This window comes from Flavobacterium sp. 9, assembly GCF_002754195.1.
Lineage (GTDB): Bacteria > Bacteroidota > Bacteroidia > Flavobacteriales > Flavobacteriaceae > Flavobacterium.
On record NZ_PEEU01000001.1, the window covers coordinates 4,823,866 to 4,839,762 of the forward strand.

Genomic DNA, 15,897 nt, shown 5'->3' on the forward strand with positions numbered 1-15,897 from the left:
GCTGGACTTTAGTCCAGTTTTCGGTTTAATATGTAGATTCAAAAAAATAAACCGGCGAAAATCCGTTTAAATCAGTATAATCAGTGGCCAAAAATTATAGACAAAGCTTTGTGATCTTCAAACAAAGCTAAATAATCTCAAATCCAAAAACTTAGCGAAACTTAGCGAAAAACCTTCGCGCACTTTGCGGTTAAAAAATAAGCATTAAGAAAAAACAACCGTCTTATTACTATAAACCATAGTCTTACGTTCGGCATGCAATTTAATAGCGCGAGCGAGAACAATACGTTCTAAATCTCGTCCTTTCATGATAAAATCATCAATTGAATGTATGTGTGAAACGCGAGTAATATCTTGTTCGATAATTGGACCTTCGTCTAATTCTGCTGTAACATAGTGACTTGTGGCACCAATAATTTTCACACCACGTTTGAATGCCGAGTGATAAGGTTTTGCACCAGGAAAAGCAGGTAAAAACGAATGGTGAATATTGATAATCTTATTCTCGTAAAGCGAAATCAAATTCGGAGTAATGATTTGCATATAACGCGCCAAAACAATAAAATTGATTTGATATCTTTTTAATAATTCAATTTGTTTGATTTCACCTTCTTCTTTATTGTCTTTTGTAAAAGGCACACAGTGAAACGGAATATCAAAACGTTCGGCAATAGATCTTAAATCATTATGATTACTGATAATTACCGGAATTTCTACATTTAATTCTCCTGCGCTGTAACGTCCTAAAATATCAAAAAGGCAATGATCGTATTTCGATACAAACAACGCCATTTTTGGTTTTTGTTCCTGATTGTATAAATCCCAGGACATATTAAATTCCGTTGCGATCGTTTGGTTAAAATCGGCTTTTAGATTTTCGATCGTTATGTTGTGATTGGTCAATTCACATTCCAATCGCATAAAAAACACATTTTGTTCTACATCAACATGTTGGTCAATGTAGGTAATGTTTCCTTCTACCTTTGCAATAAAAGTAGTTACTGAGGCAATAATCCCTTTTTTGTCTTTGCAGTGAATCAGAATGGTAATTTTTTGCATATTGGTGTTTTTTTTGATTAGTAACAAAGTTACAAAGGTTCAAAGTTGCAAAGGTTGCTTTGTACCTTTGTTACTCTGAGCCTTTGAACCTTAGATATAAAATTATTTTCCGTCCTGCATTGCAAATACGCTTTTAAGTAAAGGCGTTGTTCTTGCGCTAATATTAGTACGGATATCTTTTTCTTCAACGGCAATCATTTTAAAAACTCCTGCCAAAGCTTGGTTAGTTGTATAATCCGTCAAATCAGGATTTACTTTTTTAACTAATGGAATTGTGTTGTATTTGTTTATAATGTTTGTCCAAACTACATCAGCACCAACTTTTGCGAAAGAACTTTTAATTACCGGATTAAATTTTCCGTATAAAGCAGTAGTTGTGCTATTTTGCAAATAACTGGTTGCAGCGCTGTCATTTCCTAATAAGATATTTTTTGCATCTGTAAACGACATATTTTTAACAGCCGAAACAAATATTGGCGTTGCTTCTTTTACCGCATCTTCAGCAGCACGATTTAAGACTTTAATACCTTCATCAGCAAGAGATGATAATCCTATTTTACGTAAAGTAGCATCTACTTTTTGTAATTCAGCCGGCATTAAAATTTTTACAGCTTCATTTTTATAGAAACCATCAACTGCGGTCAATTTACTCACTTGTTGCGTAATTCCCTTATTTAAGGCTTCTTTTAATCCAGATGCGATGTCTACGCCGCCAATTCCTGGAAGTTGCGATGACAATTGCGGTAATTGATTTAGGGTTTGTTGTACCTGAGCACAAGAGCTAAGAGAAAATACAAGGGCTAAAATTAAAATCTTTTTCATTAAGTAGGTTTTTATATAAGTTTCAAAAATACTACTTATTCAAAAACAAAGCCACAATTTTATGTTAGGAGAATAAACAATTTGTTTTATACTTAACAATAGCTTTTTTTTAGGTACTGAGATCCTGAGGTTTTGAGTTGCTAAGGTGTTTTTTGCTTTTAATTTCTCATATTTGAACTCGATCTTTAATGAGAAAGAAAACTAATATCCCAACAAAAAATAGTTGAAGAATATAACCAGCCCAAAGATTTCGTTTATCAAATTCAGTATTATATTGATCGACTAATTTTCCTGTAAATCCTTTCAAAATCCAGAAGAAAAATCCACCAATCCAAATCGAAGTTAATTGTTCAGCGAAAGGTTCTTTTGCCATGTTTTTTCGGACTAATTACATTATTAAAATATTACGCTAAAAATCTTAGCAACTTAGAATCTCAGAACCTAGGAATCTTCCTCTCACGGCCAATACATTCTCACATTATAATTCCAATAAGTTTTACTGGAAATATAGTTTGATTGCATTGCTTTGATTGGCAGATTATTTTGGTCGTACAATTGTATGCGAATGATTTTTTCTGTTGTATCGTCTTTTAGATCAATATTTCCTTCGGCGTCGTCTATTAATTTCTTTTTCTTTAAATACAATTCAGTTTTTTCGATAATGAAAACAATTGCAGCTTCATTATTCGATTCGTGTTCAGCTGCTAAATTTCCATTAATATCAAAAGTTTCGATTCTTTGCAGATAGTCGTTATTATAATAAAAAAGCTGAAAAGTAATTCCGCCATGCAATACTTCCGGTTTCTGATTTTTTAAGCGAAATCGCAGTATTTGTTTTTTAGCATTTGTAAATTCGATAGAACCGTTTCCATCTGCATTTATATGACTGTACAAAACCTTGGCAGGTTTCGAGAATTGTTTTATTCTATTGGTATAAATATCATATTTGGCATTGGATTGAGCCATTCCATAAACGCTTTGAAGAAAGCATAAGTAGAGCAATAAAATTGATTTCATTAGTATTGTTTTACTTCTTCAATAAATCAATTTCTTCTTTTGAAGATTCAATATAAACGGACTTTACACTGTATTTCCAAGTTCCTCTTTTTTCGGCAACAATAAATATAGTTCCATTTCCTTTAGAACCTTTTATCGGGATTTGTAAATCGCAATTTCCGGTGTCGTTACTTAAACTAATATTCCCGGATGTCATTCCGTTTGCTTCGATATGACTTCCTAGTTTTTCAATTATTACTTTATTATGCTGTACTTCAGTAAGGGTTTCTTTATAAACATCAGAATCTTTCATCATCGAAGTAACTCCAAAGAAAATTGCGGCTATAAACAAGCCAAAAAGTACAATAAGACTTAAACATCCTGTTGGTACAAACCATTTCCAGTTTCTGTCCCACCAACTTTTTCTAACAATTAATTCATTCGAATCTTCCATAATCAAAAAATAATTTAAGATCAGAAAGATACTATTATTCTAGTTAAAAATTAAAAAAAAATAGATGAAGAAATTTACTTTAATACTGTTTTCGATTATTCTACTTCGGCATAATTGTTTTCAAAAAGACGTCCTTGTCCTATTGAGATCAAAGTGTTATATGGATCGTCATAATCATCGTGCATGATAGATGCCATTTGCAAATTTTTGATTCCTTTAATTTGATTGTTCAGAATGTCCAACTCTCCGGATAAAATAATCAGGTTTTGATATTTCGCAGTATAACTTGCTTTGTTTAGCTCGCCATTACTATGCAGAAATATAGAAAATTTATTGCCTTCTCCAGATATAAAAGAGCCTTTTCCTTCCCAGATTTCATTATTAGAATCAAAAGAATAAATAGTTAAGTTTTTGAAATCAACACTAAGATTAGCTGTATTTTGATTGGATAATGTTAGTGTTGATGTACCAAGTGTGACACCTAAATATCCATCATTAAAATTTGACATTGTACAGCGAAAAGGATCAATTGTATAAATACCTTCTACGTTTGGCGGAGTATCACCTTTATGGATTTTTATACCAAGCTGATCGATTGATTTTTGCATGTTTGCATCAACATAATAATCGTAAAGTTTTTTTACAGAAGAGTCTGTTTCTTTTTCATTAGAATCATCAGAAGAACAAGCGGTTGCACCAAGAACGATGCATAAAATAAATAATCTGAATGTAGTGGTTCTCATCTTATAGTTGGTTTAGAAGTTAAATAAAGAAAGAGTTCAGTGGTAAGAAAGAGCTAAACTCAATTTGTAAATTTATCTTTTGTCAACTTGTAGGTTTGCCAGTATAAGTTTTTAAAGTAACAACTTAAGGTAATTTTTATAAGATAATTATTTGAAGAATAAACTTTTGAGGCAAAAAGGTGTTTTCCGTTTTCGAATTATAAATAAATAGGGTTTTAAACATATTGCAAGTAGTATAAATTAGGATTATAAGGATTGATTTACTTTAAATCAGCTAAAATCGTATATGTGTAATCGCTGCTTCCAATTACTAAATAAAATGAAGCTACTTATTATCGAAGGCTATTTCTTGCAAAGCTTCCGGGTTGCTAATTGCCTCATTAACTTCTTGTTTTCGCATAGAATCATAATAACCATTCCCTCTAATTAGCAGAAGTTTTTTAGGAATCATTGGTTTTTTGCCAAAGATAGTTGCGTAAAGTAAATTAGCTTGCAGGAATCCGCCATCGTTTATAAGATGAAGCGTATGTTTTCCATAACGCAGATTATCTTTATTTTCAACCAAATATTTATAGCCGTTTTTTCCATCATAGGCATCTTTTACAGCATCGCCTATTTTTAGTAAACCTGCATTTTTAATAAAGCTCATAATCGAAATGGCATTTTTACGCAGTTTAGTATGAGTTGTTATAAAGTTAGAATCAGTGTATGAAAGTGGAGATATTCCCTGATAAATATAGATTGCGACACCTGGACTGTTTTTATGTATTTTTTCGACAAGCATTTTCACATTTGCTTTGTATTTATCGACTTCGGATAAAGCTATCGCAGTTGATTCCTGAATAATTACATAATCGAAATAATTACCATCTTTATCCTGATTAGAAAAAATTTGATTAGCCTCTGTTTTGTTTGTTTCATAAACCTTTTGAAGTGAAACCCCAACGGTTATTAATTGATCAACATTGACAGGTTGATTGTTTGCATTACAAAATTCTTTAAACAATATTGGAGCACTTACAAAGTATTAAGTTTGGCTATTTCCAATAAATAGGATACGAGGAGGACCTTCGGTTTTTGGAGGTTTAGGATGTGCAATATTTTTCTCAAGTCCCGAATAATCTTCGGTTAATGCCTGTTTATTGCAGGAGCAAAATAAAATAACTGCAAGACTAAAAATTAAAACCTGTTTTTTCATTTCAAACTTATGAGAAAATTTTTGTAAATATCTTTTAATCGATTTAAGCAATAGTTCTTAAAAGATTTAAAGTCTGTTGTTTTAAGACATTTTTACTTCATAAATGAAAAGAAAATAATATGCTTTTTAATGAGTTGAGGATTTTATAAATAAAAAAAAGCGAAAATATATTAGGATATTTTCGCTTTCGAATTAATATAAAAAGTAGGATTTGAACGTATTGTGAGCAATATAAATTAGGATTTATAAACCAGATTAAGTTGCTGTATTTTAGCTTATTGCTAATAAAATAATTGTTTTGGGCAAAAAAGGTGTTTTTCGTTTTGAATTATATAAAGTAGGATTTTAAACGTATTGTAAACAATATAAATTCGGATTATAAACAGGATTGATTTGCTTTAAATCGGCTAAAATTCGATGTGTATAATCGCTGCCTCCAATTGCTAAATAAAATAAAGATTTTGACAGATACATTGGTCTTAAAGGAAACGTACGCCAGCTTTGTAATATGTTTTTTAGAAAATGTTTTATTATATACTTTGTTTTACTTTCTTCAGGGCGAATAAAATAAATAGTTGAACTTTTAAATTTGGTCATTAAATTTGGAAACATTACAAATCTAGCGCCTTGTTGGATCAATAAATTTATTTCAAAAAGTGTTAATCCTTCGATATTTTCTGTTTTCATGATAAATTGATTTTGTATTATAATAGTGGTATTAATTATAGTACAAAGGTCAGTCGGTTTCTAATTTATTTTAGCCTTTAAAGGGTTTAAAATTAATATGTTAAGGTGTTTTTTTTGACTGATGAAATAAAATAAAAAACTGTATAAAAAATTAATTTTATACAGTTTTCCGTTTATTAATTTACCAATTAAATATCTTAATTTGAAGCTATTTCTGCAGGACTAGAAATTAGGTTGTTAGAATCACTATCTCTCTCATAAACGTCTTGATAGAAACTAACTTCTCCGGCTTCGTTTACCCATGAAGTAAAATAACAAATATAGATAGGCACTTTGTTTGGCAATTTAAAAGTAGTTTCTTCAGTACCATCCATTGCTTTGTTAATTCTGTCTTCTGTCCATTCAGGATAATCTTGTAACATTGCAATTGCAAGTTCTTTGGCTTTATTTACATTCACACAACCGTGGCTAAAAGTTCTTTTTTCAAAATCAAATAATGTTTTGGCTGGCGTATCGTGCATGTAGATATCATCTGGATTTGGGAAAATAAATTTTACTAATCCTAAAGAGTTATCTGCACCCGGTTTTTGTCTTACTTGACCATTTACGATTTCCATGTTGTGATCTGCAAGATAATTTTTGTCAGCTGCAATTTTTGATTTCAATTCATTGTCAACAATACTTTGAGGAACAGTCCAATAAGGGCTAAAAACAACTTTGTCAATATTACCGTTAAAAATTGTTGTTTTGGTCAATTGAGAACCTACAAAAACTTTTGAAGTCAATTCTATTTTACCATTTTTTACATAAACCAATTCAAATGATGGCACATTTACCATTATATATTCTTTGTCTTTAGATAGTTGAGGTAAAATAGTTTTGGCACGTTCGATGTTAATCATTAAAGTTTTGATTTTATCAGCAATTGGTGTGTTCAAGTCTTTAATATGATCTTCATTAATGATGTAATTTGGTTTTAAACCATTTCTCAATTTATATTTCATCACACCATCCATTAATTCCTGATCATAAACATCACTTTTAGAATCATTTTTCAAATCGCCCATTACAAACAATCTGTTTCTAATTTGAGCAACTGTAATTGATTTTGCATCAGGTCTGATATCTTTATAAGGAGTTTCTGTTGTGATAGGTGTCCAGGTATTTTCTTTTTCTATTTTTTTGTATTTTTTTAAAGCAATCTGAAGTTTATCATATTGATTAGAAACTCCGGCATTGTTTTTCTCTAATAAAGTAGGTTTAGTCATTAAAGAATCTAATAAAGTTTCGTATGAAATTGCTTTTTTACCTTCGATTGCACGATTAGCATACATAATATATGCAGCACTTAATAACATATCAGCATCTGTTTTTGAAAGTTTCTCTTTTGAAGTTTCATTAAACATCTGATTGATTTCTTCGTTATATGGAAATTCAATTTTTGAAGTTTCTTTATCTGTACCGTTTAATTTTTTGTACAATACATTTCCAAATTCAGTTATTTTTCCATTTTTATACCATATAGTTCCGTAAGATCTGTTTTTGTATAAAGAGATCACATCGTTTTGGTATTTTTTTAAATCAGAATATCTTCTAAAGAAATCATTTAGAATTTCTGTGTCTACTACATCATCATTTTTATCAGAAGCATTCTTGTAAATGTCTGCCAAAGTTTTTTTGGTGATTACATCATTTTTCTCAAGGTTATTAAAAGATGATGTAAAGAAACTTACGACTAAAATTATGGCGAAAGGATATAATGTTTTCATTTTATTTTAAATTTTTACGTTATTGTTCGTTAGGAAGTTTTTGGTAAAAATTTGGGGCTTTTCTACACTGCTAAATTACTTTAGGTTACTGCTAAACAAGTTGTTAGATTCAATTTAAATGTTGCGAAATTGCCATGTTGTTAACATTTCTATAAGACTTATATAAGGTATATACTATAACGTTTGAGATTGTTACCCTTGCAGATGAAAAAAACATTTCTTTTTTTTGTTAACATAAAGCAATAGCAGTAATCAAATATTAAAATATTTTGTAAATTGCTCCCTTAAAATTATCATATTCATAAAATGGAACAACAAAAACCATATAATCCTAAAAATAAAGTAAGAATTGTAACCGCTGCTTCACTTTTTGACGGACATGACGCTGCAATCAACATTATGCGCCGTATTATTCAGTCAACAGGAGTTGAGGTAATACATTTAGGTCACGATCGTAGTGTCGAAGAAGTGGTAAATACCGCTATTCAGGAAGATGCAAATGCAATCGCAATGACTTCGTATCAAGGTGGACATAACGAATATTTTAAATATATGTATGACTTACTTCATGAAAAAGGAGCAGGACATATTAAGATTTTTGGTGGTGGAGGCGGAGTAATTCTGCCAAGCGAAATTTCAGAATTACATGAATATGGAATAACAAGAATTTATTCTCCGGATGATGGTCGTTCTTTGGGATTACAAGGAATGATTAATGATTTGGTAGAACGCGCAGATTATCCTATTGGAGATAAACTAAACGGAGAAATCGATCACATCGAAAATAAAATTCCAACCGCAATTGCACGATTAATTTCGGCAGCGGAGAATTTTCCTGAGATTGCAAAACCGGTTTTCGATCAGATTCATACGAATAATGCCAATTCTAAAATTCCAGTTCTGGGAATTACAGGAACTGGTGGAGCAGGAAAATCTTCTTTGGTTGACGAATTAGTTCGTAGATTTTTAATTGATTTCCCTGAAAAAACAATCGGATTAATTTCTGTCGATCCTTCGAAAAGAAAAACCGGAGGAGCACTTTTAGGAGACAGAATCCGAATGAATGCCATTAATAACCCTCGTGTTTATATGCGTTCTTTGGCGACACGTCAATCAAACTTGGCATTATCTAAATATGTTGCCGAAGCGATTCAGGTTTTAAAAGCCGCAAAATACGATTTGATTATTCTGGAAACTTCAGGAATCGGACAATCAGATACGGAAATTATGGACCATTCTGATGTATCCTTATATGTAATGACTCCGGAATTTGGTGCAGCGACTCAATTAGAGAAAATCGACATGCTTGATTTTGCTGATCTTGTAGCGTTGAATAAATTTGACAAAAGAGGAGCACTTGACGCCATTCGTGACGTTAAAAAACAATACCAGCGCAATCATAATCTTTGGGATATAAACCCTGATGAAATGCCGGTTTTCGGAACAATTGCATCTCAGTTCAACGATCCAGGAATGAACACGCTTTATAAAGCTATTATGGATAAAATTGTGGAGAAAACAGAATCCGAATTAAAATCGACTTTCCAGATTACTAAGGAAATGAGCGAGAAAATCTTCGTGATTCCGCCACACAGAACGCGTTATTTGTCTGAAATTGCAGAGAATAACAGATCTTATGATGAAATCGCACTTTCGCAGCAAAAAGTAGCTCAAAAATTATACGGAATCTTTAAAACGATAGAATCAGTTTCAGGAAAAATTCCACAGATAAATAAAGCAGGAATTGACGACAATAGTGTCATCCTGAGCGAAGTCGAAGGACTTAACGAAAACAGAATCTTTTTGAACCTTTTACTAAATCAGTTTGATAAAGTAAAAATGGATTTAGATCCGTACAATTGGGAAATTATCCTGAATTGGGATGAAAAAGTAGCCAAATACAAAAATCCGATTTACTCGTTTAAGGTTCGTGATAAGGAAATTAAGATTGCAACACATTCTGAAAGTTTATCACATTTACAAATCCCAAAAATTGCTTTGCCTAAATATGAAGCTTGGGGCGATATCTTGCGTTGGAATTTACAGGAAAATGTTCCCGGAGAATTTCCGTTTGCTTCAGGATTATATCCGTTTAAGCGTGAAGGCGAAGATCCGTCAAGAATGTTTGCCGGAGAAGGCGGACCGGAAAGAACCAACAAACGTTTTCATTATGTGAGCGCAGGATTGCCGGCAAAACGACTTTCGACTGCTTTTGATAGTGTGACTTTGTACGGAAACGACCCGGATATTCGTCCTGATATTTACGGAAAAATCGGTAATGCGGGAGTTTCGATTTGTTGTTTGGATGATGCTAAAAAATTATATTCAGGTTTTGATTTGGTGCACGCTTTAACATCTGTAAGTATGACCATAAACGGACCAGCGCCAATGTTGTTGGGCTTTTTTATGAATGCGGCGATCGATCAGCAATGTGAATATTACATCAAAGCAAACGATCTTGAAAAAGAAGTTGAGGCTAAAATCAACAAAATATACAAAGAAAAAGGGACAGAAAGACCAAGATATCAAGGCGATTTACCAGAAGGAAACAACGGTTTAGGATTAATGCTTTTGGGAGTTACCGGAGATCAGGTTTTGCCTTTGGAAGTTTATAATGAAATAAAAGTTAAAACATTATCACAAGTTCGTGGAACGGTTCAAGCCGATATTTTAAAAGAAGATCAGGCGCAAAACACTTGTATTTTCTCTACCGAATTTGCTCTAAGATTAATGGGCGACGTGCAGGAATATTTTATTACCAAGAACGTTCGTAATTTCTATTCGGTTTCGATTTCAGGATATCATATTGCAGAGGCAGGGGCGAACCCAATTACGCAATTGGCATTTACGCTTTCGAATGGTTTCACTTACGTGGAATATTACTTAAGCCGCGGAATGAATATCAACGATTTTGGACCAAATTTATCGTTCTTTTTCTCCAACGGAGTAGATCCGGAATATTCAGTAATTGGTCGTGTGGCACGTAAAATTTGGGCAAAAGCCATGAAAAACAAATACGGAGCCAACGAAAGAGCGCAAATGCTAAAATATCATATTCAGACTTCCGGACGTTCATTACACGCACAGGAAATTGATTTTAATGATATCAGAACGACTTTGCAGGCTTTGTATGCGATTTATGACAACTGTAATTCGCTACATACAAATGCTTACGATGAAGCGATTACAACACCAACCGAAGAATCTGTGCGTAGAGCAATGGCGATTCAGTTGATTATTAATAAAGAATTAGGTCTGGCGAAAAACGAAAACCCAATTCAAGGTTCGTTTATCATCGAAGAATTAACAGATTTAGTTGAAGCAGCCGTTCTACAAGAATTCGACCGAATCACAGAGCGTGGCGGAGTTCTTGGAGCAATGGAAACAATGTACCAACGTTCTAAAATTCAGGAAGAAAGTTTGTATTACGAAACTCTAAAACACAACGGAGATTTCCCAATTGTGGGAGTAAACACTTTCTTGAGTTCAAAAGGTTCTCCAACGGTAATTCCGGCAGAAGTAATTCGCGCCACTGAAGAAGAAAAGCAATATCAAATTACAATGCTAGATAATTTACACCAGTTTCACGAAGCAAAAGTAAACGAGCATTTAAACAAACTACAAGAAGCCGCAATTAAAAACGAAAACTTATTCGACCATTTAATGGAAGCTACAAAGGTTTGTTCGCTTGGTCAGATTACTTCGGCATTGTTTGAAGTTGGCGGGCAATATAGAAGAAATATGTAGAATTTACTGTTTTATAGATTTATGGAAAAACCTCTCAGATAATGGGAGGTTTTTTTGTTGGCTTTTTGATTTTGATTAAATTATTTGATTTACGGTTTTCCTCATTTTTATAAGAAAATGTTTCTTTATATTAGCTGATCAGAAATATAAAAATTAACTATTTAAAGAAAAACTTAATAATACATATATGGAGCAAGAATTACAATTGTTTAGATATGTGAAAAAATATCTAGAGGATCTAGGTTATCCTTCTGAAAGTATTTTTTTTGAATATCCGACAGATAACAGAAACAGGATTGACGTTGTTGTTAAGAAAGAAGATGGTATTTACATTGTTATTGAAGTTAAAAACCGAAATAGCTTAAATTTACAGGCGATTGATGATATTGAGTATCATCCATTAACAAGGAGGGTTCAAAAAGAAGCACAAGAAGTAAATGCGGAATATTTTGTACTAACAAATGGATATGAATATTTATGGATGAAAACTGGCGTTGGAGGACGTCCTGAAAAAGTTGAAGAAGTTATTTATTCAGCTTTTAATGTCATTAAAAATACAGAAAAGCAGTTTTTTAATATTGTTTTAAATCATGTTTTTGAATACTTAAAAAGTTTTCCAATAACAGGTAATAGATTGTATGATATTTCTATAATAATATATGGTAAATTAAAAAAAGAGATTAACTATCGTTTTGATTTAAATGATATTGAATATAATTATTTTATTAATAATGAGATAAACTACTTATATAATAGAAAATATTCTGATCGTGAAATTATCTCGGATGCTATTGAAAGACTGGAAAGTATTAATCTACTTGAAAATAATTTGACTGTAATTGAGTTTATTGATGATTTATTTTTAAAGAATTCTAAAGATTTAATAATTCCAAGATGGCTTACTGATTTAATGGTTAAGATTTTGAATCCTAATAAAGAAGATAAAATTGTAGATATGTTTGCAAGAAATGGTTCTTTTTCTTCTTCAATTTATTTCAATGAAAATGAGAATGTTTTATCATATTATACAAATACGGAATACTATTATTGGATTAAAATACAGCAATTACTTTTTCTAAAGAGGGAGACTGAGATTATTTTAGAACCTACTCCAATTAATGGAAAGTTTAAATTTTCTGGAGATATCCCTAAATCATTTTTAATCGCGCCGCCTTTTAATGTTAAAGTAGCTAATATAATAAATGAAGATTATGATTATAGAGGAATTAAAGATAGCACTTCACTATTTATTGAAAATGCATTAAATTCTGTTGGAGAAAATGGAAAAGTTGTTGTAATTGTTCCCGATAGTTTTTTATCTTCAAATCAATTTTTAAAGTTTAGAAAATATATTATTAATAACAATAGTATAGACTCTATAATTAGTCTTCCACAAGATAGTTTTAAACCTTATTCTTCAGTAAAAACAACACTCCTAACTATTATAAAAGGCAAAAAAAATGTAGGAACTTTTTTTGCAACATTAGAGGATAGTCCAAAGGAATATTTGATTGATTGTTCAAAATTTGAAAATATTCACTGTATACTGACAAATCTTGCAAAATTTAGATCTTCTAAAGAAGTAGATCCATCAAAATTAGGTTTTATTGTAGATGACGTAAATTTTGAAAATTTGCATTTTTCAAAGTATCTTTTTACACAAAATTTGGATGAAGAAGATTTTAATAAAAATTATATTTTTATTCCATTAAAAGAATTATCATATAATATTTTTCGTGGAGATCAGTTAGTATCTGATAAAATTGGAGATATTCCATATATAGGACCAGCTTCTGTTAGAAGGATGAGAATAGTAGAAGATGGGTTTTCATATACATCTAAAAAACTTATTCCTAAGAAAAGCATTAAGACTGAGTTTGGTCAAATATTAATAAATGCAATTGGACCAAATAGAGGAAAAGCCGCTTTGGTTACTTCTGAATATAGTAATATGTTTATAAACAGACATATTATAGGACTTAAAGTAAAAGAAAATTTAGTATTGCCTGAATATTTAGCAATTGCTATAAATAGTAAAATTGTACAAGAGCAATTTTTGGATAAAAGTAGTGGTTCAGTGATACCTTCATTGAATTTTAAAAGTTTAGAAGAAATAATTATTCCTTTGCCAAGTATAGAAATTCAGGAAAAAACTATTTTAGAATTTAACGCCCTTTCTGAAGAATATGGTACTGCCCTTGTTAAAATTTCCAATCTTGAGAGTGAATTAAATGAAAAATTAAATACTTTAGGAAGGGAGGAGAAAAAAATATGAATTCATTTCCTATAATAAGTATTGAAGAATTGCAAAATTGTTTCGATCGAGTGTGTAATATATATGTAAGTGATAAAAGAAAAATTTTAGAAGCTACAGAACGCGCAATGTTCGGGCAAATTTCTCCTTACAGAATTAATGCTGATACATTTGAAAATCAAATAACAGTTATTAGAAATAAAATTAGGAGAACTGCTGACAGGTCAGGACAAAATTTATTGATTAAAATTATCGAAGAATTATATGATTACCTATTAGCAAATGGTGTAATAGGAGTTTCACAAGATAATTTTCTTGATAACGCTTTCTTTAATTTGTCTACAGACAATAAAATTCGATATAGATCTAATGCTGAATGGGAATGGGAATGGAGAATATCAGTTCAAGAGTATGATTTAGAAATAAAAATTGGATTGAGAAATAAAAATTATCATATCAATGAAATTGTACCTGACCATGTATTACAATATATACAGCAAAGTATAATAGCTTTTAATAATAATAGAAATGCAGCTTCTTTAGCATTGATTTCAGTAGCACTGGAAGGAACATTAAGAGATGCATTACATCATTTGGGTTATACTTATACCTATGGCGCACCAACTCAAGATGTGTATGATATTTCTGATATAAATATTTTTCCCGACCCAAATGGATTTAGAGTCAGTTTTCCCAATGCTATGCCTAATAATTACAGTACATATTTAACTAATCCTACAGATCCAACACATCATACATGCAGGATAAAAAGGTTTCAAAAAGGGGCCGATTTTTTTCTGGAGATTAGAAGTGTAAGCAATATTATAGATTTTTGGTCTTCAGATAATGTTGTAACGCCTGCTATTATGAATATTAGTGGCTTAGGTGCTGCCATTAATATTGCAAGAAATCATGCCAATTTTTTAACAGATTTAGATTTACCAAGTGATTCTGATAATGTTATTCAAATAGTGAGAAATAATTTAATTCATCTATCAAATAATGCACTTTTGGAAAATGTATCGACTAGTTCAGGAACAATTACTCTAGGTGATTTTATTAAAGATAAAAATAAAGTTTCGGATACTATTTTATCCATTACAGAAGCTATAAACAGCATATATATTCGGCTATCAACTAATACTTTATAAATGAATTAATGGTTTTAAAAAAGCAGATTTTAAATTATCTGCTTTTTTTAATCCTATAAAACATTAACCAACCATTTCCCCAACATAACTCAAAAACTCAAATTCATCCAAAGGAAACATTTGCACAACAGTTTCCAGAATCAAACTCACATTTATAGATTCGTTTTTCTTTTCTTCGATTTTATGCATATCGTGATCTAGTGCCAAAATACATAATTTTAGCATATCTGTAATGACGCAACCTAATTCTAAATAATTGACAACCCTAAATTGAACTACAGAACTATTTTTGCTATTTGTTGGTTTTAGAGTTGTAAAATATTGAGCGGTTAATCTTTTAAGTTTTGCTAATTTTTCAATTTCATTTGTTTCCATAAGGCGTATATTTTTAATTTGTTTATTGTTAATCGTTTTTATAATTTATTATAATAAAAATCTTACTTTTGTTTAACTTGGCGAAGGAAGCGATAGATTGTATGTTACCAAACCTGTTTGGCGGGTATCTGAACAGTTGAAATAAGTTTTTTACCAGTTGAAGTTTTTCACACTTAATTATTATCTTTGAATTATGAGCACACTTACAAAACCAAATCATATAGGGCGAAAAATAAGCCGTATTCGTGAACTTCGTGATATGAAACAGGAAGCTTTGGCGCTTGCTTTAGGAATAAGTCAGCAAACGATTTCTGCTATTGAAAACAGCGAAACAATAGAAGAAGAAAGACTTATTGAAGTTGCGAAAGCACTTGGTGTAACAGTTGAAGCGATTAAAAGTTTTTCAGAAGAAGGTATGATTAATTATTTTAATACTTTTAACGATACAAATAATACTGGTGCATTTAATTTTGGCACAAATCATTGCACTTTCAATCCTTTAGATAAATTAATGGAAACCGTAGAAGAAAACAAAAATCTTTACGAACGTTTGCTTCAGGCGGAAAAAGATAAAGTCGAATATTTAGAAAAATTACTAAAGCAGAAATAAAGATATTCATTCAAAAACCTTTCAGAAATGAA

15 protein-coding genes are annotated in these 15,897 nt (G+C 31.1%); 4 read left to right on the top strand and 11 right to left on the bottom strand.

Annotation, left to right across the window (positions count from 1 at the left end):
• Positions 1–204: 204 nt before the first annotated feature.
• From purU to CLU81_RS20125, 10 genes are all read right to left on the bottom strand, one after another.
• Positions 205–1,059: a formyltetrahydrofolate deformylase gene (purU, locus tag CLU81_RS20085; protein WP_099711421.1), complete on the bottom strand. Its 855-nt coding sequence runs from the start codon at positions 1,057–1,059 to the stop codon at positions 205–207.
• Positions 1,060–1,161: 102 nt separating this feature from the next.
• Complete coding sequence (locus tag CLU81_RS20090; protein WP_099711422.1) at positions 1,162–1,881, bottom strand: DUF4197 domain-containing protein; 720 nt, start codon at positions 1,879–1,881, stop codon at positions 1,162–1,164.
• Between the two features lie 166 nt (positions 1,882–2,047).
• A complete protein-coding gene (locus tag CLU81_RS20095) occupies positions 2,048–2,254 on the bottom strand; it encodes a hypothetical protein (RefSeq protein WP_099711423.1) in 207 nt (68 codons plus the stop codon).
• Positions 2,255–2,337: 83 nt separating this feature from the next.
• A complete protein-coding gene (locus tag CLU81_RS20100; protein WP_099711424.1) occupies positions 2,338–2,898 on the bottom strand; it encodes a hypothetical protein in 561 nt (186 codons plus the stop codon).
• 10 nt (positions 2,899–2,908) lie between these two features.
• A complete protein-coding gene (locus CLU81_RS20105; RefSeq protein ID WP_099711425.1) occupies positions 2,909–3,331 on the bottom strand; it encodes a cytochrome c oxidase assembly factor Coa1 family protein in 423 nt (140 codons plus the stop codon).
• A gap of 95 nt (positions 3,332–3,426) precedes the next feature.
• Complete coding sequence (locus CLU81_RS20110; RefSeq protein WP_099711426.1) at positions 3,427–4,074, bottom strand: hypothetical protein; 648 nt, start codon at positions 4,072–4,074, stop codon at positions 3,427–3,429.
• 325 nt (positions 4,075–4,399) lie between these two features.
• On the bottom strand, positions 4,400–5,080 hold the full coding sequence (locus CLU81_RS20115; RefSeq protein WP_099711427.1) for a hypothetical protein: 681 nt from the start codon (positions 5,078–5,080) through the stop codon (positions 4,400–4,402).
• Between the two features lie 21 nt (positions 5,081–5,101).
• Positions 5,102–5,272: a hypothetical protein gene (locus CLU81_RS26870; RefSeq protein WP_158235354.1), complete on the bottom strand. Its 171-nt coding sequence runs from the start codon at positions 5,270–5,272 to the stop codon at positions 5,102–5,104.
• Between the two features lie 345 nt (positions 5,273–5,617).
• Positions 5,618–5,959, bottom strand: a complete 342-nt coding sequence (locus CLU81_RS20120) for a hypothetical protein (protein ID WP_099711428.1) — start codon at positions 5,957–5,959, stop codon at positions 5,618–5,620.
• 197 nt (positions 5,960–6,156) lie between these two features.
• Positions 6,157–7,728 (bottom strand): murein L,D-transpeptidase, encoded by a 1,572-nt coding sequence (locus tag CLU81_RS20125; RefSeq protein ID WP_099711429.1) that lies wholly within the window; start codon positions 7,726–7,728, stop codon positions 6,157–6,159.
• Positions 7,729–8,034: 306 nt separating this feature from the next.
• Here CLU81_RS20125 and CLU81_RS20130 point away from each other — a divergent pair, with 306 nt between their 5' ends.
• From CLU81_RS20130 to CLU81_RS20140, 3 genes are all read left to right on the top strand, one after another.
• Positions 8,035–11,475, top strand: a complete 3,441-nt coding sequence (locus CLU81_RS20130) for a methylmalonyl-CoA mutase family protein (RefSeq protein ID WP_099711430.1) — start codon at positions 8,035–8,037, stop codon at positions 11,473–11,475.
• 187 nt (positions 11,476–11,662) lie between these two features.
• The gene (locus CLU81_RS20135) at positions 11,663–13,750 is read left to right on the top strand and encodes an N-6 DNA methylase (protein ID WP_099711431.1); all 2,088 of its coding nucleotides are present in this window, start codon (positions 11,663–11,665) and stop codon (positions 13,748–13,750) included.
• Complete coding sequence (locus CLU81_RS20140) at positions 13,747–14,880, top strand: hypothetical protein (protein WP_099711432.1); 1,134 nt, start codon at positions 13,747–13,749, stop codon at positions 14,878–14,880. Before CLU81_RS20135 ends, CLU81_RS20140 begins: the two co-directional genes overlap by 4 nt.
• 63 nt (positions 14,881–14,943) lie before the next feature.
• Here CLU81_RS20140 and CLU81_RS20145 read toward each other — a convergent pair whose 3' ends face one another.
• Positions 14,944–15,255, bottom strand: a complete 312-nt coding sequence (locus CLU81_RS20145) for a hypothetical protein (protein ID WP_099711433.1) — start codon at positions 15,253–15,255, stop codon at positions 14,944–14,946.
• A 193-nt stretch (positions 15,256–15,448) separates the two neighbouring features.
• Here CLU81_RS20145 and CLU81_RS20150 point away from each other — a divergent pair, with 193 nt between their 5' ends.
• On the top strand, positions 15,449–15,865 hold the full coding sequence (locus CLU81_RS20150; protein WP_099711434.1) for a helix-turn-helix domain-containing protein: 417 nt from the start codon (positions 15,449–15,451) through the stop codon (positions 15,863–15,865).
• Positions 15,866–15,897 lie beyond the last annotated feature (32 nt).

Bases quoted from the DNA above. Each gene is read 5' to 3' on its own strand.
- CLU81_RS20125 (WP_099711429.1), bottom strand. From the start codon at position 7,728: ATGAAAACATTATATCCTTTCGCCATAATTTTAGTCGTAAGTTTCTTT.
- CLU81_RS26870 (WP_158235354.1), bottom strand. From the start codon at position 5,272: ATGAAAAAACAGGTTTTAATTTTTAGTCTTGCAGTTATTTTATTTTGC.
- CLU81_RS20110 (WP_099711426.1), bottom strand. From the start codon at position 4,074: ATGAGAACCACTACATTCAGATTATTTATTTTATGCATCGTTCTTGGT.
- CLU81_RS20090 (WP_099711422.1), bottom strand. From the start codon at position 1,881: ATGAAAAAGATTTTAATTTTAGCCCTTGTATTTTCTCTTAGCTCTTGT.
- CLU81_RS20120 (WP_099711428.1), bottom strand. From the start codon at position 5,959: ATGAAAACAGAAAATATCGAAGGATTAACACTTTTTGAAATAAATTTA.
- CLU81_RS20130 (WP_099711430.1), top strand. From the start codon at position 8,035: ATGGAACAACAAAAACCATATAATCCTAAAAATAAAGTAAGAATTGTA.
- purU (WP_099711421.1), bottom strand. From the start codon at position 1,059: ATGCAAAAAATTACCATTCTGATTCACTGCAAAGACAAAAAAGGGATT.
- CLU81_RS20100 (WP_099711424.1), bottom strand. From the start codon at position 2,898: ATGAAATCAATTTTATTGCTCTACTTATGCTTTCTTCAAAGCGTTTAT.
- CLU81_RS20150 (WP_099711434.1), top strand. From the start codon at position 15,449: ATGAGCACACTTACAAAACCAAATCATATAGGGCGAAAAATAAGCCGT.
- CLU81_RS20140 (WP_099711432.1), top strand. From the start codon at position 13,747: ATGAATTCATTTCCTATAATAAGTATTGAAGAATTGCAAAATTGTTTC.
- CLU81_RS20095 (WP_099711423.1), bottom strand. From the start codon at position 2,254: ATGGCAAAAGAACCTTTCGCTGAACAATTAACTTCGATTTGGATTGGT.
- CLU81_RS20145 (WP_099711433.1), bottom strand. From the start codon at position 15,255: ATGGAAACAAATGAAATTGAAAAATTAGCAAAACTTAAAAGATTAACC.
- CLU81_RS20135 (WP_099711431.1), top strand. From the start codon at position 11,663: ATGGAGCAAGAATTACAATTGTTTAGATATGTGAAAAAATATCTAGAG.
- CLU81_RS20105 (WP_099711425.1), bottom strand. From the start codon at position 3,331: ATGGAAGATTCGAATGAATTAATTGTTAGAAAAAGTTGGTGGGACAGA.